The sequence below is a fragment of the Shewanella sp. 38A_GOM-205m genome (assembly GCF_000518445.1).
In the GTDB taxonomy this organism is placed as follows: domain Bacteria; phylum Pseudomonadota; class Gammaproteobacteria; order Enterobacterales; family Shewanellaceae; genus Shewanella; species Shewanella algae.
Genome location: NZ_JADP01000009.1, coordinates 117,381 through 143,541, shown reverse-complemented (window position 1 = coordinate 143,541; position 26,161 = coordinate 117,381). Strand labels below are relative to the sequence as shown.

At 54.4% G+C, this 26,161-nt stretch carries 21 protein-coding genes; 19 read left to right on the top strand and 2 right to left on the bottom strand.

Features of this window, described 5'->3' with window-relative positions; all coding sequences use genetic code 11:
* The first annotated feature begins 54 nt into the window (after window positions 1-54).
* Genes pstA through phoU form a run of 3 tightly spaced genes read left to right on the top strand, consistent with a single transcriptional unit; the run spans window position 55 to window position 3,296 of the window.
* Window positions 55-1,710 carry a phosphate ABC transporter permease PstA gene (gene pstA, locus N512_RS0110715; protein ID WP_025009811.1) on the top strand — a complete coding sequence of 552 codons (1,656 nt, stop codon included), beginning with the start codon at window positions 55-57 and terminating at the stop codon, window positions 1,708-1,710.
* Window positions 1,711-1,742: 32 nt separating this feature from the next.
* Window positions 1,743-2,561, top strand: coding sequence for a phosphate ABC transporter ATP-binding protein PstB (gene pstB / locus N512_RS0110710; protein ID WP_025009812.1), 819 nt, complete (start codon window positions 1,743-1,745; stop codon window positions 2,559-2,561).
* A gap of 30 nt (window positions 2,562-2,591) precedes the next feature.
* Window positions 2,592-3,296, top strand: coding sequence for a phosphate signaling complex protein PhoU (gene phoU, locus N512_RS0110705; protein ID WP_028780327.1), 705 nt, complete (start codon window positions 2,592-2,594; stop codon window positions 3,294-3,296).
* A 202-nt stretch (window positions 3,297-3,498) separates the two neighbouring features.
* Here the strand turns inward: phoU and N512_RS0110700 are convergent, their stop codons facing one another.
* Window positions 3,499-3,882 (bottom strand): VOC family protein, encoded by a 384-nt coding sequence (locus N512_RS0110700; protein ID WP_025886618.1) that lies wholly within the window; start codon window positions 3,880-3,882, stop codon window positions 3,499-3,501.
* Window positions 3,883-4,071: 189 nt separating this feature from the next.
* On the opposite strand from N512_RS0110700, the gene N512_RS0110695 reads away from it, so the two are divergent.
* From N512_RS0110695 to N512_RS0110680, 4 genes are all read left to right on the top strand, one after another.
* Window positions 4,072-4,662 carry a DUF502 domain-containing protein gene (locus tag N512_RS0110695; protein ID WP_028780326.1) on the top strand — a complete coding sequence of 197 codons (591 nt, stop codon included), beginning with the start codon at window positions 4,072-4,074 and terminating at the stop codon, window positions 4,660-4,662.
* A gap of 355 nt (window positions 4,663-5,017) precedes the next feature.
* A complete protein-coding gene (locus N512_RS0110690) occupies window positions 5,018-7,003 on the top strand; it encodes a BCCT family transporter (RefSeq protein ID WP_028780325.1) in 1,986 nt (661 codons plus the stop codon).
* 24 nt (window positions 7,004-7,027) lie between these two features.
* The gene (locus tag N512_RS0110685; protein ID WP_025009816.1) at window positions 7,028-7,387 is read left to right on the top strand and encodes a YajD family HNH nuclease; all 360 of its coding nucleotides are present in this window, start codon (window positions 7,028-7,030) and stop codon (window positions 7,385-7,387) included.
* Between the two features lie 357 nt (window positions 7,388-7,744).
* A complete protein-coding gene (locus N512_RS0110680; protein WP_028780324.1) occupies window positions 7,745-9,292 on the top strand; it encodes a peptide MFS transporter in 1,548 nt (515 codons plus the stop codon).
* Between the two features lie 89 nt (window positions 9,293-9,381).
* Here the strand turns inward: N512_RS0110680 and N512_RS0110675 are convergent, their stop codons facing one another.
* Entirely contained in the window at window positions 9,382-9,639 is a 258-nt protein-coding gene (locus tag N512_RS0110675; protein ID WP_028780323.1) for a DUF1289 domain-containing protein, read from the bottom strand.
* Between the two features lie 534 nt (window positions 9,640-10,173).
* Between N512_RS0110675 and N512_RS0110670 the strand changes: the two genes are divergently transcribed.
* The 12 genes from N512_RS0110670 (at window position 10,174) to N512_RS0110615 (ending at window position 26,122) form a co-directional block, all read left to right on the top strand.
* Window positions 10,174-11,475 (top strand): class I SAM-dependent methyltransferase, encoded by a 1,302-nt coding sequence (locus N512_RS0110670; RefSeq protein ID WP_231473562.1) that lies wholly within the window; start codon window positions 10,174-10,176, stop codon window positions 11,473-11,475.
* A gap of 201 nt (window positions 11,476-11,676) precedes the next feature.
* On the top strand, window positions 11,677-12,726 hold the full coding sequence (locus tag N512_RS0110665; protein ID WP_028780321.1) for a 3-oxoacyl-ACP synthase III: 1,050 nt from the start codon (window positions 11,677-11,679) through the stop codon (window positions 12,724-12,726).
* Between the two features lie 88 nt (window positions 12,727-12,814).
* Entirely contained in the window at window positions 12,815-13,801 is a 987-nt protein-coding gene (locus tag N512_RS0110660; protein WP_028780320.1) for an alpha/beta fold hydrolase, read from the top strand.
* 1 nt (window position 13,802) lies between these two features.
* Entirely contained in the window at window positions 13,803-15,617 is a 1,815-nt protein-coding gene (oleC, locus tag N512_RS0110655) for an olefin beta-lactone synthetase (RefSeq protein ID WP_037474744.1), read from the top strand.
* Between the two features lie 124 nt (window positions 15,618-15,741).
* On the top strand, window positions 15,742-16,806 hold the full coding sequence (oleD, locus tag N512_RS0110650) for a 2-alkyl-3-oxoalkanoate reductase (protein ID WP_371873725.1): 1,065 nt from the start codon (window positions 15,742-15,744) through the stop codon (window positions 16,804-16,806).
* 25 nt (window positions 16,807-16,831) lie between these two features.
* Window positions 16,832-17,347, top strand: coding sequence for a rod shape-determining protein (locus N512_RS0110645; protein WP_028780317.1), 516 nt, complete (start codon window positions 16,832-16,834; stop codon window positions 17,345-17,347).
* 211 nt (window positions 17,348-17,558) lie between these two features.
* The gene (locus N512_RS0110640) at window positions 17,559-18,449 is read left to right on the top strand and encodes an ABC transporter ATP-binding protein (protein WP_025009825.1); all 891 of its coding nucleotides are present in this window, start codon (window positions 17,559-17,561) and stop codon (window positions 18,447-18,449) included.
* A 10-nt stretch (window positions 18,450-18,459) separates the two neighbouring features.
* Window positions 18,460-22,017 (top strand): ABC transporter permease/M1 family aminopeptidase, encoded by a 3,558-nt coding sequence (locus N512_RS0110635; protein WP_028780316.1) that lies wholly within the window; start codon window positions 18,460-18,462, stop codon window positions 22,015-22,017.
* A 279-nt stretch (window positions 22,018-22,296) separates the two neighbouring features.
* Window positions 22,297-22,602: a hypothetical protein gene (locus tag N512_RS0110630; RefSeq protein WP_025009827.1), complete on the top strand. Its 306-nt coding sequence runs from the start codon at window positions 22,297-22,299 to the stop codon at window positions 22,600-22,602.
* A gap of 257 nt (window positions 22,603-22,859) precedes the next feature.
* Window positions 22,860-24,581: a phospho-sugar mutase gene (locus N512_RS0110625; RefSeq protein ID WP_028780315.1), complete on the top strand. Its 1,722-nt coding sequence runs from the start codon at window positions 22,860-22,862 to the stop codon at window positions 24,579-24,581.
* 221 nt (window positions 24,582-24,802) lie between these two features.
* Window positions 24,803-25,186 carry a VOC family protein gene (locus tag N512_RS0110620; RefSeq protein WP_025009828.1) on the top strand — a complete coding sequence of 128 codons (384 nt, stop codon included), beginning with the start codon at window positions 24,803-24,805 and terminating at the stop codon, window positions 25,184-25,186.
* 228 nt (window positions 25,187-25,414) lie between these two features.
* Window positions 25,415-26,122: a helix-turn-helix transcriptional regulator gene (locus N512_RS0110615; RefSeq protein WP_028780314.1), complete on the top strand. Its 708-nt coding sequence runs from the start codon at window positions 25,415-25,417 to the stop codon at window positions 26,120-26,122.
* Window positions 26,123-26,161: the final 39 nt, after the last annotated feature.

Sequence of the window (26,161 nt, the reverse complement as noted above, 5' to 3'; positions counted from 1 at the left end):
AAATTATGAATAGAACACTAGATGTTTCGCCAATCACCTTAAGGGGTTTGTGCAATGGGTAAGTGGTTTAAATCAGGCTCTCCCTGGATCTGGATGACAGGGGGCGCCGTTAGCCTGAGTTTGATTGCGGTGTTGGGGCTATTGTTACTCATCGCCTGGCGTGGCCTGAGCTATTTCTGGCCCGCGGATATCTATCAGTGGGAGATGCAGGATGACAAAGGCCAGCGCTACACCCTGATAGGAGAGCTGTACGACAGAGAAGAAGTGCCGACCGAGCGGTTGAAATCCGCCGGTTATCACTTCAACTCAGAGCCGGGTGAGTTTGTGACCCGCTATCTGGTCAAGACGGGTAACCGTGAGTTTGTCGGCCTGGATTTCCGCTGGATTTTGGAGACAGATATTGTGTCGCGCTCCACCCCGGAAGGCTTGGCCATGATAGAGCGTACCAAGAACGGTAACTTCTACGGCTACCCTGTGGCCGTGATTGAGAAGGGCCAGCGGCTGGAGCTCGGCGGCGATGTGCAGAACTCACTCGAGGAGCATATCGAGCGCGCAGTGGACCTGGCCGATCAGGCGATGGCACTGCAGAAGCAGGACATAGGCGCGGTTAACTATGAGCTGGAACGTCTGCGCCTCAAAGAACGTGGCTATGAGCTTGACGATGCCCTGACGCCTGAGCGTAAAGCCGAGCTTGAGTCCAAGCGTCAGCAACTGGATCAGCATTATCAAGGGTTGGAAAAGCAGCTGTTCTCTCTGCGTGAGCAAGCCGGGCGTGACTCTGTGATAGTACGCGACATGCGCGGCGAAGAAGTGACCCTCAGCCTGGATTCGGTGCTGGATGTCAGCTATGTCAACCGCATGGGCTTTATCGACAAGGTTGGCCACTGGTTTGTTGGTCTGGGACGCTTTATCAGTGACGATCCCCGCGAAGCCAACACAGAGGGCGGGGTGTTCCCGGCGATTTTCGGCACAGTATTCATGGTGTTGCTGATGGCTGTGATAGTGACACCATTCGGTGTGGTGGCCGCCATCTATCTGCACGAATACGCCAAGAAAGGGCCGATCACCAAGATGATACGTATCGCGGTGATCAACCTCGCCGGTGTGCCTTCGATAGTTTACGGGGTGTTTGGTCTGGGCTTCTTCGTCTATATGTTGGGGGGCTCGCTGGATCAGCTGTTCTATCCAGAGGCGTTGCCGTCGCCCACCTTTGGCTCTCCCGGGGTTATCTGGTCGGCACTGACATTGGCGATTCTGACCCTGCCTGTGGTGATAGTTTCCACCGAGGAAGGCTTGTCACGTATTCCAAGCTCAGTGCGTCAGGGCAGCCTGGCACTGGGGGCCACCAAGGCCGAAACCTTGTGGCGGATTATTATCCCCATGGCCAGCCCGGCGATTATGACAGGGCTTATTCTGGCTGTTGCCCGCGCCGCCGGCGAAGTGGCACCACTGATGCTGGTGGGTGTGGTCAAGTTGGCGCCTACCTTGCCTGTGGATATGAATTTCCCCTTCGTGCATCTTGAGCGTAAGTTTATGCACCTCGGGTTCCATATTTATGATGTTGGTTTCCAGAGCCCCAACGTAGAAGCTGCCAGACCTTTGGTCTATGCCACCTCGTTCCTGCTGGTATCTGTGATCGTGGCACTCAACCTGACGGCTATCAGCGTGCGCAACCATCTGCGTGAAAAGTACCGCTCGCTTGAACACTAATTGACGATTATCCTGAAGTGATAGGACAGAATATGATTTCGATAGACTCATCGGTAATGAATACTGAGACGCTGGATCTGGCGAACCTGCCTGCCGAAGAGACGGCGCTGGAGATCCGTAACCTGGATTTGCGCTATGGTGACAAGCAGGCGCTGTTTGATGTTTCCATGAAGATCCCCAAGAAGAAGGTCACCGCCTTCATCGGCCCCAGTGGTTGCGGTAAGTCCACCTTGCTGCGCTGTATCAACCGGATGAACGATCTGGTGGATAACTGCCATATCGACGGGGAGATCTTGCTCCATGGTCAAAACATCTACGACAAGAAAGTGGATGTCGCGGCGCTGAGACGCAATGTGGGCATGGTGTTCCAGCGCCCCAATCCTTTCCCCAAGTCCATTTATGAAAATGTCGTCTATGGCCTGCGCCTGCAGGGCGTGAGTAACCGCCGTGAGCTGGATGAAGCCTGTGAGCGTTCACTGCGCGGCGCCGCCATCTGGGACGAGGTGAAAGACAGGCTGCATGACAACGCCTTCGGGCTATCCGGTGGTCAGCAGCAGCGTCTGGTGATTGCCCGGGCGATAGCCATCGAGCCGGAAGTCTTGCTGCTCGATGAGCCGACTTCGGCGTTGGATCCTATCTCGACCCTGACTATCGAAGAGTTGATCACCGAGCTCAAGTCCAAGTACACAGTGGTGATAGTGACCCACAACATGCAGCAGGCGGCCAGGGTGTCGGATCAGACTGCCTTTATGTATATGGGCGAGCTGATTGAGTACTCGGATACCAACACTATCTTTACTACGCCAAAACAGAGTAAGACCGAAGATTATATTACCGGCCGCTACGGTTGATAAACGCTGCGTCCGAGCAAGGGGAAGCAAATGGAAAACAAGAACCTGAATAAACATATCTCAGGCCAGTTCAATGCCGAGTTGGAAGATATCCGCAACCGGGTGCTGGCCATGGGTGGCATGGTGGAGCGGCAGTTGGAACAGGCGCTGGATGCCCTGGGCAGCCTGGATGCCGAGTTGGCGCAACAGGTGATCGAGGGCGATCACAAGGTCAACGGCATGGAGGTGATGATAGATGAAGAGTGTACCCGTATCATTGCCAAGCGTCAGCCGGCGGCCAGTGACTTGCGTCTGGTGATAGCCATCTCCAAGACGATTGCCGATCTTGAGCGCATCGGCGATGCCTGTGTGCGTATCGCCAAGGCGGCACAGGAGAAGCGCAGCAATAATCAGCAGCCGCTGCTGGTCAGTATCGAGTCCATGGGGCGCCATGCCACCCGTATGTTGCACTCGACCCTGGATGCATTGGCACGGATGGACGCCGACTCGGCGCTGGAGCTGCACAAGGAAGATGCCAAGCTGGACAAGGAATATGAAGGCATCATTCGCCAGTTGATGACTTACATGATGGAAGATCCCCGCTCTATCCCAGGTGTGCTGGATGTGCTCTGGGCTGCCCGCGCGGTTGAGCGGGTAGGGGACCGCTGCAAAAACATCTGTGAGTACGTGATTTACTACGTCAAGGGCAAAGATGTACGCCATGTCTCCTACGAGGAGATGGAAAAAGAGCTTTAAGCTCTTATCCGCGAGCCTTAGAGAAAGCCGCTTGCATTCAAGCGGCTTTTTTGTGCCAGTGCAGGCTGGTGCAGCTCGGTAGGCTGCACCGCCCGGCCAAAGGAGCTCTTGGTGAGCGGAGCTTTTGGTCAACGGAGCACTTGGTCAACAGAGCACTTAGTCAACATAGGACTTAGTCAAAGCAGTCTCGTCAAAGCCCAGCCTAGTCAACGCGGTATTCTGCCAGCTCGATCAGGTTGCCGTCAGGATCGCGAATATAGACTGAGTCTATCGGGCCTGTGGCGCCGGTACGGGCGATGGGGCCCTCTTCTATGTCGATACCCACGGCATTGAGATGCGCCATAACATCCTCGAGTGAACCACAGGTGATAAAGCACAAGTCCGCCGAACCACTTTGGGCTTTGGCGGCATTGGGGTAATATTCGCGGCCAAGCTGGTGCAGGTTGATTTTCTGATCGCCAAATTGCAGCGCCGTTCTGTTATCGGCAAAGGTTTGGCGTTTCATGCCCAGTTTTTGGTAGAAGGCGACACTCTGCTCTATGTCGCGGACGGTCAACACCAGGTGATCCAGTCGGGTTACGCGCATGCTGTTATTCTCCTTGTCGCACCCGGGAGACCCTGCGGCCTCCCGGGGTAATGCACAACATTTTGCTATCGATTTGCGTCTCTGTCAGGATACAGAGTTGAGCGCCTGTTGGGGAAGGGGCGGCCGAGAAACCTTCCTTTGAGCCTCTGTCCTGCGCCCTATACCGTCTTAAATATCAAGAGGAATTCAATGAAACAAACCCTGATCCGCGGCTTGCTTAATCTGCTGCCCATGGCGCTTAGTCTCTGGCTGTTCTGGTCCCTGTTTGAATCTCTCGACAGCCTGGGCAAGTTACTCTTCTCTCTGGTGGGCATGGACACTGTATTTACCGGAGCCGGTTTTATATTGGTCACAGCCTTGGTATTTGTTGCCGGTTTACTGTTTTCTGTCAGCCCCATCGTTTGGCTCTGGAGCTGGATTGAACGGCAGTTGATGCGCTTTCCCCTGTTCAAGTCTGTCTATGGCAGTATTCGCGATATTGCTTCTTTGATGAACCGAGATGGCAGTAAGCCCAAGTCGCAGCAAACAGTGTTGGTGCGCCAGGCAAACGGCGGTTTTGTGGTCGGCTTTATTATGACGGACAAGCCGCCTCAGCCGCTGCTCGATGCCTTGCCCGAAGGGGACTGGGTGCCTGTGCTGTTTCAACTCTCCTATCAGATGGCCGGGGTCACCAGTCTGGTCAAACGAGAGGATTTGATCATGGTGGATTGGTCATTCGAGGAGGCGATGCGCTTTAATCTGACCGCGGGTATTTCACAAACCCCCAAGAGCGGCGAGTAGGAAAAGGCTGATTCTGTGAGCGGGAGTCGCCAGAGACTCCCCATTTTGTCCGTTTTTGTGTATAATCAGCGCCGATTGTTGCCAAAAGTAGCAGTTTGTGTCCGAGTCGATTGCCATTCAATATGCCACGGTAATCTTGTCTGTCCCGCCAACACTTTGATCCCGGTGGGTCCTATCTCTTCCATTTTTATCAAGCCGAGAGCTTGTCCGCGGAAGGGTGTCACACACTGCACATAAACACCCTATAAGCTTTTGGTGTGGCTTTGGATAAGCGTTGTCCCCGGCCGAGTTCAGCGGTAACTTAGGAACTTGATCGCAGGCAGCGCAGTTTTATCCGTAAAAAGGAGCGCAAAATTTGATTAAGTCGAGTATTAATCCTCCGGTGTTTTTTTCGTCAGTGATCTGTATCGCCTTCATGGTGTTGGTGTGTGCCGTCTGGCCGAATGAAGCACAGGAGCTATTTAAGTCAGCTCAATCCTGGCTGGAGTTGAAGGCCGGCTGGCTCTACATCATGGGCGTGGCCATTTTTCTGGTATTCATCATCTTTGTGATGGTGAGTCGCTTCGGTGATATCAAGCTTGGGCCGGATCATGCCGAGCCGGATTACAGCTACAAGAGCTGGATTGCCATGCTGTTCTCTGCCGGTATGGGCATAGGCTTGATGTTCTTTGGGGTTGGTGAACCTGTGATGCACTATCTGGCACCGCCGGACGCGGATCCCCAGACAGTTGAAGCCGCCAAAGAAGCGATGAAGATCACCTTCTTCCACTGGGGGATTCACGCTTGGGCCATCTATGCGGTGGTGGCCTTGAGTCTGGCCTATTTCAGCTATCGGCATAAGCTGCCGCTGCTGCCAAGAAGTGCCCTTTATCCTCTGATTGGTGAACGTATTTATGGCCCCATAGGCCACTGCGTCGACACCTTTGCCGTGCTTGGCACCATGTTTGGTGTGGCTACCTCATTGGGCTTCGGGGTATTGCAGGTTAACTCGGGACTCAACTATCTGTTGGGTGATTCTTTCCCTATCAGCAGCACTGTGCAGGTGGCACTGATCATAGGTATCACTCTTATCGCCACCGGCTCTGTGTTTTCCGGCCTGGATAAAGGGGTGAAGCGTTTAAGTGAGCTTAACCTCGGGCTGGCTTTTGTGCTGATGATGATAGTACTGCTGTTTGGTCCAACGGTTGCTCTGCTGCAGTCTTTCGTGCAAAACACCGGCAGCTATTTGAGTGAGCTAGTGAGCAAGACCTTTAACCTCTATGCCTACGAGCAGAAGAATGACTGGCTCGGTGGCTGGACTCTGCTCTACTGGGGCTGGTGGATCTCCTGGTCACCTTTTGTCGGTACCTTTATCGCCCGGGTCTCCCGCGGCCGCACCATTCGTGAGTTCCTAGTGGGGATTTTGTTTGTTCCCAGTGGTTTCACCTTCCTGTGGATGACGGTTTTCGGTAACTCGGCGATAGATGCCATCATGAACCATGGCGCCGAATATCTGGCTACCGCGGTTTCTACCGATGTGTCAGTCGCCCTGTTTACCTTCTTCGAGCACTTGCCGCTTTCCAGTTTGCTGTCAGTCATCGCTGTGTGTCTGGTGGTGACCTTCTTTGTGACCTCGTCGGACTCAGGCTCTTTGGTGATCGATAACCTGACCTCAGGCGGCGATGCCGATGCGCCTGTATGGCAGCGGATCTTCTGGGCCCTGATGCAAGGTGTGGTTGCCTCCGTGCTGCTGCTCGCAGGTGGCTTGCAGGCGTTGCAAACGGCAGCGATTGCCAGTGCCATGCCGTTCTTGTTGGTGATGCTGCTTATTTGCTTTGGCCTGTTCAAGGCGTTGCAGGATGACTGGCTCAAGATCAACAGCGTGCAGTTGCATACCACCAGTGTACAGTACGCCAGAACCAGCGTGTCCTGGGAAGACAGGATAGATGTGTTGGTGTCGCATCCCTCCTACGAGCAGGCGCGGCGCTTTGTCGACAACGTGGCGACACCGGCGCTGTCCAAGGTCTCTCAGGGCTTCTTGTCCCGCGGTATCAATGCCGATCTCCAGTACGATGAAGACAGGGTGAGGTTGGTCATCGAAAATGAAGAGGTGCAGACCTTTGTCTATGGCTTGCGGATCCGCGCCTTTACGCTGCCTGTGACCCATCAGACTCAGGCAGGAGCTGAGGATGAGTCACAAAATAACTACTTCCGGGTTGAAGTCTTCCTCGAACACGGCGGACAGTATTATGATGTGATGGGTTATACGGAAGAGCAGATCCAGGCAGATGTGGTGACTCAGTATGAGAAGCACCTGCATTATCTGCATCTGTCCAGCGCAGAATATGTAGAGGGCCCTTAAGGGCCCGTTCACCGGAAAAGAAAGATGGCAGAACAGAGTAAATTGGATCGGGTGCTGGCGCAGGCCCGTGAGTATCAGGCAAGTCGTGAAAAAGGCTATCGGGAGCAGGCGCTCAAGCTTTATCCCTGGGTCTGTGGCCGCTGTGCCAGGGAGTTTACCCACAAGAACTTGCGTGAGTTGACTGTGCATCACAGAGATCACAATCACGACAACAACCCTTCAGATGGTTCCAACTGGGAGCTGTTGTGTCTCTACTGCCATGACAACGAGCACTCCAGGTTTGAAGAACTGGTGCAGTACGGCGACACCAGTGAAGCCAAACAGGCGCCGGCCACCTTTAATCCTTTTGCCGATCTCAAGGCTAGAATGGCGGCCAAAGATTGACCGCTTCTTTTGGAAAGGCCTGATAAGGCTTAAGCCATTCAATGCAAAAACCGTCCATTCAAGGACGGTTTTTTTATGTCATAGACGCTGATAAATGCTGTTTTCAAGTCGCCTTGGTGGTGATTTTGGAACTGATAAAAATTCTCATTAATTAGTGGAAACCCCTGTGGCAGCTGGGTTTGCTCTGTTTTCCCCACTGAAGGTAAGTGTTTTGTTGAAAAATTCGCCAATGGAATTTGAGCTGAGTAGGAGAATTGCGACAAAGTGTGTTTTGCCCCAGAGTTTGCGTTGGATTGTGCGGCCAGCAGTCTTATACTCGTCTGACAATTATTTCAAATCAAGATGGAAGCAAGCAAAATGACATTAGGGTCTCCTAAGGTAAGCAAGACGCATTCTTTTATGACTGTGTCACTTATCGAGCTATGGGAACGTTTCGGTTACTACGGTATGCAGGCGCTTATCGTGTACTTCATGGTACAGCGTCTAGGGTTTGAGGACAGTCGCGCCAACCTGGTATGGAGTGCCTGTGCCGCATTGATTTATGTGTCGCCGGCGATTGGTGGCTGGGTCGGGGATAAAATTCTCGGTACCAAGCGCACCATGTTGCTCGGTGCCGGTATTCTGTCATTGGGTTATGCCTTGATGACAGTGCCGACCGAAAACACCTGGTTCCTGTTTTCGGCCCTTGGGGTAATCGTTGTCGGTAACGGTTTGTTCAAACCCAATGCCGGTAACCTGGTGCGCAAAATCTATGAAGGGGACGACTCCAAGATAGACAGCGCCTTTACCATTTACTACATGGCGGTAAACGTGGGTTCCACCTTCTCCATGTTGTTGACTCCCTGGATTAAAGATTACGTCAACGCCAACTATGGCAACGAGTTTGGCTGGCATGCGGCTTTTGCCGTTTGCTGCGTGGGCCTACTGGTAGGCCTGGGTAACTACGCCATGATGCGTAAGACTCTGGCCAACTATGGCTCGGAGCCGGATACCCGTCCGGTGGAAATGAATAAGCTGTTTGCGGTACTCGGCCTGGCGGCTCTGTCTGTAGTGGCTTCAGCCTTTATCCTCGAATATGAAGATGTGGCCCGCGCTTTTGTTTACACCGCTGGTGCCGCCGTACTCGGTATCTTTATCTACTTGATTAAAAACAGTGAAACCAGTGAACGGGCCGGTTTGATAGCCGCCTTGGTTCTGACGGTACAAACCGTATTCTTCTTTGTGTTTTACCAACAGATGTCTACCTCGCTGGCGCTGTTTGCCCTGCGTAACGTCGACTGGAACTTCCAGGCCTTTGGTATCGATCTGTGGACCTGGTCACCGGCGCAGTTCCAGGCCTTGAACCCTATCTGGATCATGTTGCTCAGTCCTGTACTGGCCTGGGTTTATGCCTCTGCCGGACGTAACAACAAGGATATTTCCATCGCCGCCAAGTTCGCACTGGGCTTTGCCGTAGTGGCGCTGGGTTTCTTCATCTACAGCTTTGCCGGTATGTTCGCCGTCGATGGCAAGACCTCTTCCTGGGTGATGATCTGGGGTTACGGCGCATACTCACTCGGTGAGCTGCTGGTCAGTGGTTTGGGCTTGGCTATGATTGCCCGTTACGTACCTGAGCGCATGGGGGGCTTTATGATGGGGGCTTACTTTGTCGCCTCGGGCATCTCTCAGTATCTGGGTGGTGTGGTGGCCAACTTCGCCAGTGTGCCGAAGAACATAACCGATCCGCTTGAGACTCTGCCCATCTACACCAGCTTGTTCAACAAGTTGGGGATAGCGGCGCTGGTTTGTACCTTTATCGCGCTGGCAGTATTGCCGCTGATGCGTCGCCTCACAGAAACTCACCATTCCCACAACGGTAATGGCGGTGCCGCCAGTTCCCTTGGGAATGTCAGCTCAGAGCAGTAATGACTGAGTGATCCATAAATTCCAAAAAGACCGCGATTGCGGTCTTTTTCTTTATGAAGGCTTAGTTGCCTTGAACGCTTAAAGCTGTTTCACTCTTTTTTACTTGCTTTACTCTTGTCGCTGCGCCCAAGCCTGGCCTCTGCCTCGAGGTATTTGGTTCTGCTGATAATGCCGCTGTTTTCCATGCCCGAAAAGGCGCATTTTCGCTCTGGGAGTTTGGCAATAATGGCGCGTTTCTCTTCATCCGGGCAACGGCTCCAATTGACGATTTCATCTATATGGCGCAGGCAGCCCATACAAAAGTCGTCTTCATTGAGGCCGCAGCGCGCCACACAGGGAGATTGGATCATTCAACACCCTTCTTATCAATATTCTGTTCAGCGGCGGAGTGTAGCGCCATGAATTGGCGCGATTGATTTCGCTCGACCAATTTCACTCGACCATTTCGTTAGATTGAGTTCGTTAGATTGAGTTCGTTCGATTGTTTTGTCAGCTTGAGTGCACCAGTCTATTGCGGCAGGTGCAAAGGTAACAGCTTTGAGCGGATTTATACCTGAAAATAGCGGCGGCAGCTTTCGTTGCCAGGCCGCCAGGAAAGATGATAATTCGGGCTTTAGACATGGTTTATTGAAACAATAATCCACTTTTAATCAAATTGTTATGTGAATTAGTCCTTACTGCTGGCTTTTCCCCTTGGCTGTAAAGCTATCAGCAAGCGGGAGACTCAACCCCAGCTTTTTCGCAGGCTTTGCCCCTGTTTCCTGCTTGGGTGGCGCTATTTTCCTCAAAGGCAACCAGGGGCTATAATGCGACCCCTTTAAGTTAATCGGGCCAGTAAAATGTGTGACTGCCAACAGAATTCCCCCCGGCAAGCCGAGCCAGTGGCTGGCAGGGTTGACACCCGGCTGACGGCAGTTGATTGCAGCTTGCCCGAGGTGAAAGCAGAGCTTCGACAGCTCAGTCAATTGTTGCTCTCAAGCCGCGCGCTATGGAGTGTCAGGAGTTTCGAGCACCACAAGCTTCCCTGGCAGCAGCGCTTTGCCAAGCTGGCCGCAGCGCTCTGGGCTATTGATGACGATGCGCTCGAGACTGTGGATGCCAGTCAGTCATTGTTGTTGGCAACCCTCTGGCCGGCCTTGGTTGCAGACTTGAGCGAGCAGGAATTGGCCCTGTGGGACAAGAGACACTTTGCCTGGCACCTCTTTGATTATCCGGCACCTGAGCAGGATAATGGCCAACCTAAGCTCTGCGCGTCAACCGAGGCCCGGCTCAGTGCCGGTATAAAGGGCCGAAAATGGCAGCAGATAAGCCGCTTTGCCAATACCATCGCCACCCATAACAACCCCTTTCCTTTATTGGAGTGGTGCGCCGGAAAAGGGCATCTCGGGCGCCTGCTCAGCGCCTTGAGCGGCAAGGCGGTATTGAGCCTGGAGTGGCAAGCATCTTTGTGCGAAGCCGGCGAGCTAGCGGCAAAAAAACGTAACTTGCCGCAGCAATTTGTCTGTGCCGATGCCTTTGCCGCCGAGCCTTGTTATCTCAAGCCCAAGCAGCATGCCATTGCGCTGCATGCCTGCGGCGAGCTGCACCTGACGCTGCTGCGCCGCGCGGTTGCAAGTGGTACCGCTGTGGTCTCGGTTTCCCCTTGTTGTTATCACCTCTTGCCCTCCGGCGATATCACTCCCTTGAGTCAAAGTGCCCAAGAGCAGGCGCTGCGACTGGATAAGACGGCGCTGCAACTGCCGCTTAATCACAGTGTTATTGCCAATCAAAAGGCGCGCGCCGACAGGATCAAAGAGGTCAGTTGGCGGCTCGGATTCGATAGTCTGCAGCGTGAGCTGCGTGCTCAGGACACTTATCTGCCACTGCCTGCTGTGCGGCAGAGTCAGCTGTCCGGCAGCTTCGAGGACTTCTGTCTTTGGGCCGCGGCGCAAAAGGGAATGCTATTGCCTGAGGCGGTGGATTTTGCCGCCTATCAGCGCTTGGGGGAGCAAAGGCGCAGATTAACCGCCCGTATTGACTTGGCGGCACATCTGTTTCGGCCGGTTATTGAACGGTATCTGCTGCTCGATAGGGTCTGTTTCCTGTTGGAGGCCGGTTACCGGGTGCAGCTAGGCGCCTTTTGTGAGCAGGCCACCACGCCGCGCAATGCCTTAATCCATGCCTGGTTGCCTGGTAGCCGATAAATGAAACAACAACGCCCGCTTGGACAGAGATGTCTCTCAAGCGGGGAATTAGTCGGCGCCAAGTACCGGCTTAATGCGTTTTTTATTGAATACCCCGGCGTTTCTTGGTCAAATGACGCCAGCCTGGGGCATAAGACTTAATTATCACGACCCCAAAAGATAACAAGGGCACAGAGCGCCCGAGAGAGCGATTGGCTTTTCATGAATTATTCCCGTGTGTATATCAATAGTCTGGCTTATGAGTTGGCGCCGGAAATGGTGTCCAGCCGCGAGTTGGAATCCCGGCTTGCGCCGCTTTATCAAAAGTTTCGTATCCCCATTGGGCAACTCGCTGCCCTGACGGGCATTGAGGAGCGTCGTTGGTGGCCCAAGGGCTTCAAGGTTTCCCAAGGTGCAGTGTGCGCCGCCCAAAAGGCGCTGGCCGAGACTGGGCTGGAGCCCAAACAACTGGGCGCCTTGGTTTACACCGGCGTTTGCCGTGACCAGCATGAGCCGGCCACGGCCTGCGCTGTGGCTTCTGCCATAGGTATCGGGCGCGACTGCGCCGTTTTTGATATCAGCAACGCCTGCCTGGGAGTCCTGTCCGGTATTCTGGATGTGGCCAACCGTATTGAGCTGGGGCAGATCCGCGCCGGTATGGTGGTGTCCTGTGAATCATCCCGGGAGATAGTCGAGGCGTCCATAGAGCAGATGCTGGCCGAACCCAGCATGGCAAACTTTGCGGCGTCTCTGGCCACTCTGACCGGCGGCTCAGGTGCCGTGGCCGTTATCCTCACGGATGGCAGCTTGCCGCTTACCACCTCCCGCAAGCATCAGTTGCTCGGTGCCAGTCAGTTGGCGGCGCCGGAGCATCATCAGATGTGTCAGTGGGGTTTTGTCGAGGTCGGTAACCGCCTCTACCGCGAGGTGATGCGCACAGATGCCGTTGCCCTTTTGAAGGAGGGGGTGGAGCTGGCGCGCCAGACCTGGGAGCAGTTTTTGCAGCAGCGCCAGTGGCTTGCCGGACAGGTGGATAAGGTTATCTGTCATCAGGTGGGGGCTGCCAACCGAAAGCAAGTACTGGGCGCCCTGGGCATTGCCGAGCACAAAGAGTTTCCCACCTTTGCCCGCCTTGGCAATATGGGCACTGTCTCTTTGCCTGTGTCGGCGGCGCTGGCCCACGGTGAAGGCTTTTTGCAGGCAGGCGACCGGGTGAGCTTTCTTGGCATAGGCTCGGGACTCAACTGCATGATGCTGGGGCTGCGCTGGTAAGCCCTTGATACAGGTTTTAGACAATGCCCATTCGACAGGGCCCATTAGAATAGTGCCTAAATAACCAAAATTAACAACAGGATAGCCAATGGCCACCCTAGATACACTCTTCCCGTTCAAGCGTCATTTCATCACGCTCGGCGGCCACAAACTGCATTATGTGCATGAAAAACCCGCCGGGATTAACGGCCAACGCCCCGATGCCGTGGTGATGGTGCACGGTAACCCCAGCTGGTCTTTTTACTACCGTAACCTGGTGCAGGCGTTAAGCGACCAATATGAATGTGTGGTGCCGGATCATATCGGCTGCGGCTTGTCCGACAAACCGGGCGATGATGCCTATGACTACACGCTGGCGCAGCGTATCGACGATCTGGAAGCACTGCTGGACAGTCTGGATATTCGCAGCAATATCACACTGGTGCTGCATGACTGGGGCGGCATGATAGGCATGGGCTATGCCGCCCGCTATCCTGAGAGGATTAAACGCCTGGTGCTGCTCAATACCGCCGCCTTCGGTTTGCCAGAGAGCAAGCCCTTGCCGCTGGCGCTGAAAATCTGCCGCGATACCGCGCTTGGCACCCTGCTGGTGCGGGGCTTCAATGCCTTCTCGTCCGCGGCTTCCTATGTGGGAGTCAAACGTGCGCCCATGGCTGCGGATGTGCGCCGCGCCTATGTGGCACCATTCAACTCCTGGCAAAATCGAATCTCGACTTTGAGGTTTGTACAGGATATTCCGCTCAAGCCCGGCGACAGAAACTGGGACTTGGTGCAGTCGATTGATGCCAGTTTACAGCAGTTTACCCAGGTGCCGACCATTATTCTTTGGGGTCTCAAGGACTTTGTCTTTGACCGGCACTTCCTTGAAGGTTGGCAGCAGCGCCTGCCCAAAGCCGAGCTGCACGCCTTTGCCGACTGCGGCCATTATATTCTTGAAGACGCCAGTGATGAGGTGATAGCCCATATTCGCCGCTTTATTGATGAAACGGCAGTGGCTAAAAGCGCCGACGAACAAACATCTAACCCTAAAGAAAAGGCATCGGCGGAAACAACCTCAGCCGGGAGCGCTGACTGAGATGTTCCCACCCGCCGAAGACTCGCAAGTGGCCGCAAATGAACCGGCCCCAGAGGCAAACTCCGCCAAGGGGCACAACTTGTGTCGCCACCTGAAGCAGGCGGCCATTAACCAGAGCGAGGACCTGGCGGTTGCCGTGCAGCGTCGCTGCGGTGGTAAGTTCAGTTATCAGGAGCTTGATTTCAAGACCCTGGACAGCGACAGCGACCGGCTTGCCAGCGCTTTGCTCGACTATGGCTTCAAGCCCGGGATGAAAGCCGTGCTTATGGTGACTCCGGGGATAGAGTTTTTTGTGCTTACCTTTGCCCTGTTCAAGGCGGGGATCATCCCTGTGATGGTAGATCCCGGCATGGGGATCGCCAAGCTCAAGCAGTGTCTGGCCGAAGCCGAGCCCGATGCCTTTATTGGGATCCCCAAGGCTCATGTGGCCAGATTGCTGTTCGGTTGGGGCAAACCCAGTATCCGCTTGTTGCTGACGGCAGGTGAAGGCTTTCTTGGCCGTAACCCTCCTTGGGGAGGCAGCAGTGTCAGCCGTTTGTTGGCCAGGGCACCCGAGTCAGTCACATTTCCCATGGCGCAGCTCGGCGCGCAGCAGATGGCGGCCATCTTGTTTACCAGTGGCAGCACCGGTACTCCCAAAGGCGTGGTCTACAGCCACGGCATGTTTGAGGCGCAGATAACTGCGCTGCGAAATGACTATGGCATTCGTCCCGGCGAGCGGGATCTGTCGACCTTCCCACTGTTTGCTCTCTTTGGACCGGCGCTGGGGATGGCATCGATAGTGCCTGAAATGGATGCCAGCAAACCGATAACCGCCAGACCGGAAAACCTGTTTGCCGCCATAGAGCACTATGCCTGCAGCAATATGTTCGTGAACCCCGCCTTGCTCGACCGTTTGGGACGCGGCGGACACGGGCGCCGGCTGCACAGCCTGAAGCGGGTGATATCCGCCGGCGCACCGGCCGACCCCAAGGCGATAGCGCGTTTCTCCGCCATGTTGGCCGAGGATGTCGAAGTGCTCAACTCCTATGGCGCCACCGAATCCCTGCCTGTTTCCATGATTGGCAGCAAGGCGCTTGGCGCTACCGCCGCCATCACCGACAAGGGCGGCGGCATCTGTGTCGGTAAGCCGGTATCTGGAATAAGGGTCAGTATCATAGGGATCAGTGAAGAGGCCATCGACAGCTGGTCGCCGACTCTCGAGTTGGCGACGGGGGAGATAGGCGAAATCGTCGTTGACGGCGCTGTGGTCAACCAGAGCTACTATCGCCGCGAAGGCGCCAACAAGCAGGCCAAGATTGCCTATGAAGGCAGGCAATTGCACCGGATGGGCGATCTCGGTTATCTTGATGCCGAGGGCCGTTTATGGATGTGTGGCCGCAAGGCCCACAGAGTGGATGTCATTCAGGACGGTGAGCTGCAAAAGCGCTATCTGTCTATTCCCTGTGAGCGGATTTTCAATACCCATCCTCAGGTTAAACGTTCGGCCCTGGTTGGCGTTGAACTGATGCAGAATAAGCCTGGCGGCGGGGGGACAGTCCAAGAGAGCGCTTTCCTTGATAGCACTTTCCTTGATAGCACTGTGCCCGAAAAAGTACCGCTTATCTGCATCGAGCTTGAGCAATCCCTGTCGCCAGCCGAACAGCAACAGCTGTTTACCGAGTTGCAGGCACTTGCCGACAAGCAGTCAGTGACCCGAGGCATCAGGCATTTTATGTTGCATCCTGGTTTTCCCATGGATGTGCGCCACAATGCCAAGATATTCCGCGAGCAACTTGCCGTTTGGGCGCAAAAACAGTTGGATGGAAACCGCTGAAAACCAAAATAGATAACAGAGACAGAAAACCACTATGGCCACATCAGCACCGCAATCTCAATCATCTGAGTCAATAGCCTCATCGCAGGATTTGCCCGCGGCTTTGTCACAAGAGACAGCGGTTTTGCCACAAGAAACCGGGCATGATGAACTTCATCCCGAGCTGTTGGCGCTGGCCCGGGAACTCGCGACCCGAGTCAAGCGGGTGTTGGTGACAGGCGCCGGGGGCTTTTTGGGAGAAGCCATATGTCGGCCGCTGCTGGCTGCCGGTATTCAGGTCGTGGGGGTGGCCAGGGGCCATTATCCGGCGCTCGAGGCCATGGGCGCCACCATGGTGCGCGCCGATATTTGCGACAAGCAAGCACTGAAACAAGCCCTCGATGGCTGTGAGCTTATCTTTCACGTTGCCTCCAAGGCCGGAGTCTGGGGCAGCAGAGCAAGCTATTTTCGCCCCAATGTGTTGGGGACAGAAAACATCATCGCCTGCGCCCGTGAATTGGGGATTGGTTATCTGGTCTATACCAGCACGCCGAGTGTCACTTTCGATGGCAAGGATGAGGCCGGTATCGATGAATCCGTTCCCTACGCCAGGCGTTATCTCAACCATTACGGCGCCTCCAAGTCGGAAGCGGAAGAGTTGGTGCTGGCCAGTGCCAAAGAGGGCTTGAAGACAGTGGCCATTCGGCCGCACCTGATTTGGGGGCCTGGCGATCCTCATCTGGTGCCCCGCGTGCTGGAGCGAGGCCGCAAGGGCCGGCTCAAGTTGGTGGGTCGTGACGATAAATTAGTGGACACCATTTATATCGACAATGCCGCCTTTGCCCACCTGAGCGCGGCCAGGAGCCTGCTGGCTGAACCTTGCCGCTGCAATGGCAAGGCCTATTTTGTCAGTAACGATCAGCCCCTTACTATGGCGGCCATGCTCGACAGCATTCTTGCCTGTGACAACTTACCCGCGGTGGAAAAGCGGGTACCGGCCACTCTGGCCTACGCTATTGGCGCCATGCTCGAAGGAATTTACCGACTGCTGGCTATCAAGCAGGAGCCGCTGATGACCCGCTTTGTCGCCAAACAGCTTTCCTGCAGCCACTACTACGACATCTCAGCCGCCAAGAGGGACTTGGATTACAGGGTCATCGTCAGTATGGAGCAGGGGATGAATAAGCTAAGGCGCTCTCTTGGCCACTAGCTCAGGAAAATCATAAGGAAATAACATGTTGTCGCTGTTGCCCGGCACAAAGCCGGCGCTTATTTATATCGAGTTCAACGCCAAACGTATCAGGCTCACCCTTGCCGACAGTCGTCATAGTCTGGGGCAAGTCAGCCTTGAGACCATTCCTGAGGTGGCAGTGCAGCAGGATAACAAGGGCAGTTTCAAGCTGTTGGCAGTGGGCGATGAAGCGCGGCGACTGGCCGCGACCAAGGGAGTTAAGTGCCTCAATCCCTTCGACCATGTCCGTACTCCGTTGGCGGACTTTTACCTGGCCGAAATTCTGCTCAAACAGCTGGTTAAGCGGGTACTACCGCGAAAACTTTTTGCCAAGGCGCCTTTGCTTATCATCCAGCCAAGCGACGAATATGCCGGCGGCCTGACCATGATAGAAGAGCGCGCCTTGCAGGAACTCGCCTTTGCTGCCGGCGCAAAAGACAGCCTGGTTTACCAGGGGCCGAGACTCACAGGGCAGCAGGATTTCAATGGGTTGAAACTGCAGCAAGTGAAGGCCTTTTAGTCGAGCCAAAGTACTGCACCAAAGTACCGCACATATTGCAATCCATCACTGGCGGCATCTCTGCGCCGCCGAGAAACTGTACAGCAAAAGGTTATCGGCGTTAGCGAACAAAGTATGTTAAATGTTTGAATCTTTGTTACAAATTTTGCAAGTTGTAATGTTTAAATCATGCTAGCTTGGTATTCATTTATCTCTCCGGCATGAGGAAACTATGCTCAGTATCGAAGCCCTAAGCAAGACCTATGACAACGGTGTTAAGGCACTGGATAATGTAAATCTACAGGTAGACAAAGGGATGTTTGGTCTGCTCGGCCCCAACGGTGCAGGCAAATCCTCTTTGATGCGCACCATAGCCGCATTGCAAAGTGCCGATAGCGGCAGCATTAGTTTCGACGGCATAGACATTCTCAAACAGCCGCAAAAATTGCGTCAGACCCTGGGGTATCTGCCGCAGGATTTTAACGTTTACCCCAGGATCAGCGCCTGGGACTTGCTCGATCACCTGGCTATTCTCAAAGGGATCAACAACAAGGGTGAGCGGCGTGAGATGGTGGATGGCTTACTGGCACACACCAACCTTTATCAACACAAGAACAAGGCGGTCAGCGGTTTTTCCGGCGGTATGCGTCAACGTTTCGGGATTGCGCAGGCGCTGCTTGGCGACCCTAAGCTGTTGATTGTCGACGAACCCACCGCCGGCTTGGATCCTGAGGAGCGCAACCGTTTCCACAACTTGTTGGTGAGCCTGGGGGAAGAGAAGGTGATTATCCTCTCGACCCATATAGTGGAAGATGTCTCGGAGCTTTGCGCCAATATGGCGGTGCTCGCCGGTGGTCAGATCCTGCTGCAGGGCAATCCCATGGAGTTGGTGGCCTCTTTGGAGCAAAAAATTTGGACTCGCACTGTTAGCCAGGCCGAGGCCACTGAGCTTGAACAACAGCTCAATGTGATTGCCAAACGCCTGTTTGCCGGGCGCACTGTGCTGCATGTCTGGGCCGATTCGGCGCCGGAAGGTTTTACTCAGGCAACGCCGGGGTTGGAAGATCTTTATTTCAGCACCCTGCATCGCCACCGCAACAGCAAGCCGGTTCAGGCTGCCTGAGGAACTGCCCATGTTTGTTTCCATGTTACGCTTTGAATGGCGCTACTATCTGCGGCAGCCATCTTTTTATGTTGTTTCTTTGCTGTTGTTTTTAATCAGCTTTCTATCCGTTGTATCCAACAATGTGCAGATAGGTGGTGGCGGTGAGGTGCTGAAGAACAGCCCCTTCAGCATTGCCCAGACCCTGCTGATCATGAGCTTTATCTCCATGTTTGCCGTGGTCAACTTTGTCGGTAGTACAGCGGTGCGCAACCAGCAGCACGGGATGGAGGAACTGATCTATTCCAAACCGCTGACTCCGCTGGCCTATCAGTTGGGGCGTTTTTTTGGCAGTTATCTGGTGGTCATGGCGGTGTTTTCCATGGTGCCGCTGGCGATGTGGCTCGGCTCTTTTATGCCTTGGGTCGATGCCAGCCGTTTCGGTGAAAATCGGCTCAGCTATTATCTGCTGCCCTTGCTGCTGTTGGCCGCGCCGAGCCTGCTGCTGATATCGGCGCTGTTTTATGCCATGGCCAGCCGTTTTCGCTCCATGATGGGTTTGTATCTGACAGCCGTAGCACTGCTTATTATCTACAACCTCACCGGCGAGCTGGCCAGTCAGCCGCAGTTTCGCACGCTGGCGGCCATGTTGGATCCCTTTGCACTGCGCACCTTTGCCGATGTTACCCGTTACTGGACCATAGCCGAGAAAAACACCCAGTTGGTGGAGCTGACCGGTGTTATGCTCAGCAACCGCGCCATGTGGCTTTCTCTGGCGGTCATCTTGCTGCTTGTAGCCAAGGTTTGGCGCCAACCAACACTTACTCGCAAGAAGGACAAACGCGCCGGCAAGCAGTCTGCAACCCCGACATTGCAGCCTTTGCAGCAACTGAGCCGCGCAAGCTCGCCATCGACTTCGGCGCAGTTCAAGGCTCGAGTCGGCTTTGAAATCCGCCAGGTGCTCTACACAGCACCGTTTGTGATTTTGGGGCTGCTCACCGTCTTTAACCTGGTTGGGCCCATGTTCGGTGATTTTGGTTGGTATGGTACCTCCAACTGGCCGCTGACCCAGGACATGGTCGATAATATTGCCGGGGCCACCGGCTTGTTGATGGTGATAGTACTCATCTACTACAGCGCCGAGATTGTCTGGCGTGAGCGCAACTCCGGAATGGGGGACATAGTCGACAGTCTGCCGGTGCCGAACCTGGTGTTCTGGGCTTCCAAACTGGTGGCTGTGGTGTTGGTGATGGCGCTGTTGTACCTGTTGGCGACCCTGACTACAATTACGTTCCAACTGATCAAGGGGCAGTACAATCTCGAATTGGCTCAATACGCCATCAGGTTGGGCTTCTACTATCTGTTGCCACTGCTGATGTCGGCGGTACTGGCGTTCTTCTTTCAGGTGCTCAGCCCGAACAAGTATGCCGGTATGGGGCTGTTTGTCGCTTACTACCTGACGACCTTTGTGATGGCAAGTTGGGGATTTGGTCATTCGCTGTATAACTTCGGCGCTTCCCCTTACCTGGTTTATTCGGATATGAATGGTTACGGCTGGGGACTCTTGAGCCACAGCCTGTATATGCTCTATTGGGGCGGTTTCTCACTGCTGCTGTTTGTGCTGGGTTATGGTCTCTATCACAGGGGGCCGAAACAGCCTCTGAAACACAGGTTTGCCCTGCTGGGCGGTCAGCTGGGGGCCAAGGGACGCTTGCTGGCGGCCTTTGGTGTGCTGCTGTTTGTTGCCAGCGGCAGCTATATCTTCTACCAGACCAAGGTGGTCAATCATTACTATACCAATGATGAGGAAACCGACCTGCGTGCCGACTATGAGAAGAAATTCAAGCAGTATGCGTCTTTGCCCGTGCTGACCACCACTGCGGTCAAGGCCGACATTGATATCTATCCCGAGTCACGGCGAATCGAGGCCGATATCAAGCTTGATTGGGTCAACAAACAGGACAAGCCGATAAGCAAATTACTGGTCAGTCTACCGTCCCACACCCGCGCGGAAGATCTCAGTATCACCTTACCGGGGGCGACTCTGGGCGAGTTTGACGATAAGTTCAATATCAGTTGGCTGGTGTTTGACAAGCCGTTGCCGCCGGGGGAGAAAATCAGCGGCCGCATTCATTTGATTCGGGAAACCCAAGGGGTTGAAGAGTCTAACTTTGATCTGTCTGTGGTCGAAAACGGCACCTTTATCAATAATATCGAGCTGCTGCCTCAGTTTGGGTATCAGGAAGGTTATGAACTCAGCGATCGCCACGAGCGTGAGAAACGTGGTCTTGAAGACAAACCAAGAGCCAATAAGCTGGAAGACACGCGCTTTTATCGGCAGAACTTCTTTGGCGTAGACGGCGACTTTATCGACTTTGAAGCCACGGTTTCCACCTCGGGCCAACAGATGGCCCTGGTACCTGGATACCTGCAGCAGCAATGGCGTGAAAATGGTCGCAACTTCTTCCATTACAAGATGGACAGCCCCATGGTGAACTTCTATTCGATCCTCTCCGGACGTTTCGAAGTGGACCGGCAGCAGTACAAGGGCATAGTGATCGAGGTGTACTACCATTCGGCCCACTATTGGAACGTGGAGCGAATGATAGAGTCGGTGAAAGACTCTATCGACTATTACACCCAGGCTTTTGGTCCCTATCAACACAAGCAACTGCGTATAGTAGAGTTTCCCGGTTATCGCTCCTTTGCCCAGAGTTTTGCCAACACTGTGCCTTACTCTGAGCGTATCGGCTTTATCACCGACCTGCGCAACTCGGACAATATTGACCCCGTCTATTATGTGACGGCCCACGAAGTGGCACACCAGTGGTGGGGGCATCAGGTTGGTGCTGCCGATGTACAGGGCAGTGCGGTTATCTCCGAGAGCCTGTCACAATACTCGGCGCTGATGGTGATGGAGCACAAGTATGGCCCGCAGATGCTGCGCCGATTCCTCAAGTATGAGCTTGACCGCTACCTGCGAGGTCGCTCATCGGAAAGCAAGGGCGAACAGCCGTTACTGCGCAGTGAAGGGCAGGGTTATATCCATTATCAGAAAGGCTCGGTGATCATGATGGGGATCCGTGACCGCCTGGGGGAAGAACGGCTCAATGCCAATTTGAAGGCATTCCTTGAGCGCTACAAGTTCCGCGGCGATCCTTTCCCGACCACTCTGGACCTGCTCAGCTATCTGAAGCGGGATACGGACGGCGCCGAGGCGCGTTTCATTGAGGACTCCTTCTCTGAAATCAGCCTCTATGACCTGCGTCTGACCGAGGCCAAGGTAACCGAAACGCCGGAAGGCCAGTTTAAAGTCAGTCTGGATATCTATGCCCAGCGCCGGGTCGCTTCAGAGAAGGGCGCTGAGCAGGAGGTACCGCTGGACGAGTGGATTGATATAGGCGCCTTCAAGGTCAACCCGGACAAGCTCAAACAGGATGAACAGGTGCTGTCGCTGCAGAAATACCGGCTCAAGAGCGGCGAGAATCATCTCGAACTGGTGCTGAGCGAAAAACCTGCCTATGTCGGGGTCGATCCCTTCATCAAGTTGGTGGACCGGGACTCGGAAGACAATATTTTCAAGCTCTGATCCTTTAACGGCCTACTTGGCTATTTGACAAAACGCCCCGCAATCAGGTTTGTGGGGCGTTTTTACATTTGGGCTTTGTCAGTGAACTCAGCGACTGTCTCAGGCAGGTTGCCATTCATCTCCCCGGCACTCCGGGCTCGACTATAGTTTATGGATATGGCCAGTCGATTACCGCCTAACCTGACTCGCCATAGAATCACTATGCTATCGCCAATCCGGCTGGTACTCGAACGGCTGACAGCGCTTTGAGTGACTCAAACTTCTATAAGGAATGGGATTATGTCTATGGTCAGTGCCAAAGAGTTTGCCGACTGGCTTTATAAGCGTTTCGAGCAGGTAGAGCATGGGGTCAGCATGAGCCGTGAGGATATCAACCAGCTTACCGGCAGGCAGAATTTCTCCATGGTGTTTGTCCATGATATCCACTATGAATTGATGCAGCACGGCATGGCATTTGTGACAGATACCTCCCGGGAACAGTTCTTCCTGGTGCGTGTCTGTCCCATGCCCTGGCGGCAACAACTGGAGCAGCAATTTGACAAGGAGATCTTCAATAACGTTATCTCCATCAATATGTCCCGCTGAAATGCCGGTATCAATCTGCTGATAAGCCAACTCCGATATGAAGCAGAAATTTAAGCCAAGCCAAATCAAGCCGGGAGCGGCTCTACAAGAGTTCTCGTTGCCGCTGCAAACTAGCCATACTGATGGCAAAGGGCTGACTTAAGTAGGAGGGGCTGCTTTAAAGTCCGAACAAAATCATAAAATTAATGCAAATTCACTTGTCGCGGACCTGAGTTTTTCTTACTTTGGAATGAAACTGATTGTCAAAGAGGCCACCTATGAATACTCATCTGGAGCTGCAACTGAAACATTGGCTGGACAAAGATCCCGACCCTAAAACTCGGGATGAGCTGTTGAGTCTTAAAGCCGAAGGTAATGAAACTGAATTGGCCGCCCGCTTTGCCGGCCGTTTGGCCTTCGGCACCGCCGGTCTCAGGGGCGTGGTCGGCGCCGGTCCAATGCGGATGAACCGTTTGGTTATCCGCCAAACCACAGCGGGCCTGGGGCAGTATCTGCTCGCCCAGGTTAAAGATGCCGCCAGCCGCGGTGTGGTGATAGGTTTCGATGGCCGCCATGACTCACGTACCTTCGCCCATGATGCCGCCAGCGTGTTGACCGCCATGGGGATTAAGGTGCGACTCACCGCCAAAGTGGCCGCCACGCCTCTGGTAGCCTTTGGGGTGAAACACTTTGAAGCTGCCGCCGGCATCGTTGTGACCGCCAGCCATAACCCGCCGCAATACAATGGCTACAAGGTCTATTGGGGTAATGGCGCGCAGATCATTCCGCCACATGACTCAGGTATTGCTGCCTGCATAGATAAGGCTGCCAACGAAGAGCTGCCTTGGCTGGAGCAGAGTGAAGCCACCAAGCAGGGCAAACTTATCTGGCTGCAGGATGATTTCTATCAGGACTATCGCCGCGGTGTGTTCCATGCCGATGTCTTGCAGCACAAAACGGCGCCCGAAAGGGTGAGCCTGGCCTATACCGCCATGCATGGTGTTGGCGCAGAAATGGCCAAGACAGTGCTCAAAGATGCCGGTTTTACTCAGGTTTATTCTGTCGCAGCCCAGGAAAAACCGGATGGTGACTTCCCAACGGTTAAGTTCCCCAACCCGGAAGAGAAGGGCGCCATGGATTTGGTTATCACCGAGGCCAAGCAGCATCAGGCGTTGCTGGCCTGTGCCAACGATCCGGATGCCGACAGGCTGGCGGTAGCAGTGCGCCGTGATGATGGCGAATACCAAATGCTCACCGGCGATCAGGTGGGGGCCTTACTGGGCCACTATCTATTGTCCAAGGCGCCGGCCAATCAGCGTCTGCTGGGAACCACCATAGTCTCTTCAACCTTGCTCTCCAAAATCGCCAAGGCCAAGGGCGGTGAGTTTTATACCACGCTCACAGGTTTCAAGTGGCTCACCAATGTTGGTATGCAGCGTCAGAGCGACAGCAATAAATTCCTGTTCGCCTATGAAGAGGCGCTGGGCTACACAGTGGGCAGCATGGTGTGGGATAAGGACGGCCTGTCGGCGCTGGTGGCTTTTGCCCAGCTGACTGCCGAGCTGGCTGCACAGGACAAAACCATCTGGGATCGGCTGGAACAACTCTATCGCGACTATGGTTTGCACCTCAATACTCAGGTGAGCATAGCGCTCAAGCCGGGAACGCCGGATATCGGGGCCCATCTGAGGGCCAATCCTCCCGAGTCCATCGCGGGCATGGCGGTATTGGTGACCGAGGATCTCAAATCGGCCGAGCGGCGTTACGCCGATGGGCGGCGGGAGTTCATCGAATTACCGGCCAGTGATGTGCTGACCTTCCACCTTGAAGGCGGTGCCCGGGTGATAGTGCGGCCCTCGGGAACCGAGCCCAAGATCAAGTGTTATTACGAGGTGGTTGAGCCTATGCAGGCAAGCGACAGCCTGGCAGATGCCGAAAGCCGGGCCAGAGCCGCGCTGGATGCCTTCGTCAGCGGCCATCAGGCGTCACTGCCCAAGTAACCTACTGCCCGGAAAACCGCTGAGAAGATAGATAAAGGCCCGCACTGCGGGCCTTTTGTCGTTTACTCCCATACAAATTTTATTGGTGTTTTCGCTCAGACTACTGACAACAGGTTGTCAGCAGTACCTGTGCATACTTGTTTTCGTCCTGAGAGCCAAGCTTGTCAGGACGGCGGAGGATGGTCCTCCTGCCACAACTGAATCAACATGGAGATGTGAAAATGTCAGCAGAAATCCCTTTGGTCTGGAGTGAGATCCCGGTTGCCGATATGGCTCGCGCCAAGCGTTTTTATCAAGAGGTGCTGGGACTGCACTGCAGCGAAGACCCTATGCCTGAGTGTGAGTATGTCAGCGTCAGCCGCACCAGTGGTGATACCGCTTGCTTTGGGCTGATTAAACACCCGCAGATGGCCCCTTCAATGACGGCATCCGTGGTTTACCTCCACCTGGGTGACAAGCTGGGTACCACCATAGGTCAGCTGGAAGCACAGGGTGTGCAAATCCTCTTGCCACCTATGCCCATCAAGGAAGGTGAATGTGGCTATTGTGCCCAAATAGCCGATTCCGAAGGCAACCGACTTGGCTTGTGGGCCATGCAGCTGTAAGCTCAGCGCTGTTATCTTTATCGGGACCGACGCAATGTCGGTCTTTGCTTGAATGAATACCATAGCGCATAGGCGTTTACTCAGTTAGCAAGAATGAAAGGGTGGCAGGCTAGTAGGGCAATGCATGGTGTATAGGGATAAATCGTCATTGGTCTGCGCTGTAAGCCAGGCGTTTCAAGCCAAACTTTGGAATTCAAATCAAACAGCTATAAGGAATGGTATTAAGTCATGCGCCGCGCCGACCGTTTGTTTCAGATAGTGCAGATCCTGCGCCACCGCCGTTTGACCACTGCGGCCGTATTGGCCGAGCGCCTGGAAGTCTCTGTCAGAACCATCTACCGGGATATTCAGGATCTCTGTCTCAGTGGTATCCCCATCGAAGGGGAGGCCGGGCTTGGCTATCTGCTGCGCCAGGAGGTGAGTGTCCCGCCGCTGATGTTCAATGAGGCCGAACTGGAAGCGATTCAACTGGGGATCCGCATGGTGCAGACCTGGGGCGGCAATGAGCTGGGCAAGGCGGCCAAACAGGCGCTTATCAAGGTCGAAGCCGTGGTGCCTGAGCGTTTGCGGGCGCTGCAGAGTTTGATGTTCTCACCGGACTTCTATCTGGATCAGCAAGAGTTTGTTTATCTTGACCCACTGCGTATTGCCGCCAGGCTGCGCCACTTTGTGTTGCTCGACTATCAGGATGTAAAAGGCAGCGCCAGTCAGCGCAAAATAAGGCCGCTGGCTATCTACTTTTGGCGCGGCACCTGGACCTTGTTGGCCTGGTGTGAACTGAGAGACGACTTTCGCTCCTTTCGGGTCGACCGTATCGTTAATCTGTCACAGTTGCCGGAGCGTTTCCCCATTACCCCGGGCCAGGAGATGGAGGACTTTGTCCGCCGTATGGAGGATGACTATCAAAGACAGGAGCAAAGCCAGGGCGAAAGCTGATCTTACTGACGCTTGACCGACAGGGCGCTGGCGTGAACA